The sequence below is a fragment of the Streptomyces xiaopingdaonensis genome (assembly GCF_000262345.1).
Lineage (GTDB): Bacteria > Actinomycetota > Actinomycetes > Streptomycetales > Streptomycetaceae > Streptomyces > Streptomyces xiaopingdaonensis.
Window position 1 is genome coordinate 1 of sequence record NZ_AJTQ01000330.1, and the last position, 767, is coordinate 767.

The 767-nt window shown below is 66.8% G+C and carries 2 protein-coding genes; both read right to left on the minus strand.

What is annotated here, in order from left to right:
• Window positions 1–93: 93 nt before the first annotated feature.
• Complete coding sequence (locus UWG_RS0125000) at window positions 94–504, minus strand: DUF742 domain-containing protein (RefSeq protein ID WP_019544789.1); 411 nt, start codon at window positions 502–504, stop codon at window positions 94–96.
• A gap of 77 nt (window positions 505–581) precedes the next feature.
• A partial coding sequence (locus UWG_RS0125005; RefSeq protein WP_016909932.1) for a roadblock/LC7 domain-containing protein occupies window positions 582–767 on the minus strand: 186 nt, incomplete at its 5' end.

Consider the following 767-nt stretch of genomic DNA (forward strand, 5'->3'; position numbering starts at 1 on the left):
CCGACGGGCGCGTCGCCGACGAACTGGTCAGCCTGCTGCGGCACACCGGGCGCCTGGCCGGGGTGGCCCATCTGACCGATCCCCGTCTGCGGGCTAGAGCTTGCGAAGTCCACTGAGCACCCTTTCGAGCAAGGTCACGTCTGGAGCGCCACCGGGGTCGGTGCCGCCGCCGGGCTGATGGATCGCCACCATCCCGGCCTCGGCGAGGTCGGCGACGAGAATCCGGGCCACCCCCAGCGGTATTGCGAGCAACGCCGAGACCTCGGCAACCGATTTCACCTCAAGGCACAGATGGCAGATCCGCTGGTGCTCGGGGAGCAGACCCTGCAACTGCGCCGGATCTGCACTGGTGCTCACCAGCGCCTCGATCGCGAGTTGGTAGCGCGGCCGGGTGCGGCCGCCCGTCATGGCGTAGGGACGTACCAGGGGTTGGTCGCCTTCGCCCCCGAACGGTGCCTGCTGATTCGCACCGTACGGGTCGGGTGAAGCGGGCGGCGGGGTCATGTCTCCTCCGAGAGAGGGATCAGTGAGATAAGGGCAAGGTGCGGGCTGTGGTGCTCATGTGGGGGGAGCGTGCAAGATCAGTTGAGAATGCTGCCCTGGAGTTCCGCTCGCACGTCTGGAGTGAGTACTGTTCCAGCACGGTCGACGAGCAGGGCCATCTCGTACCCGATGAGGCCGATGTCGGCCTCCGGGTGCGCAAGGACGGCGAGTGAAGAACCGTCCGAGATCGACATGATGAAGAGGAAGCCGCGCTCCATCTCCAC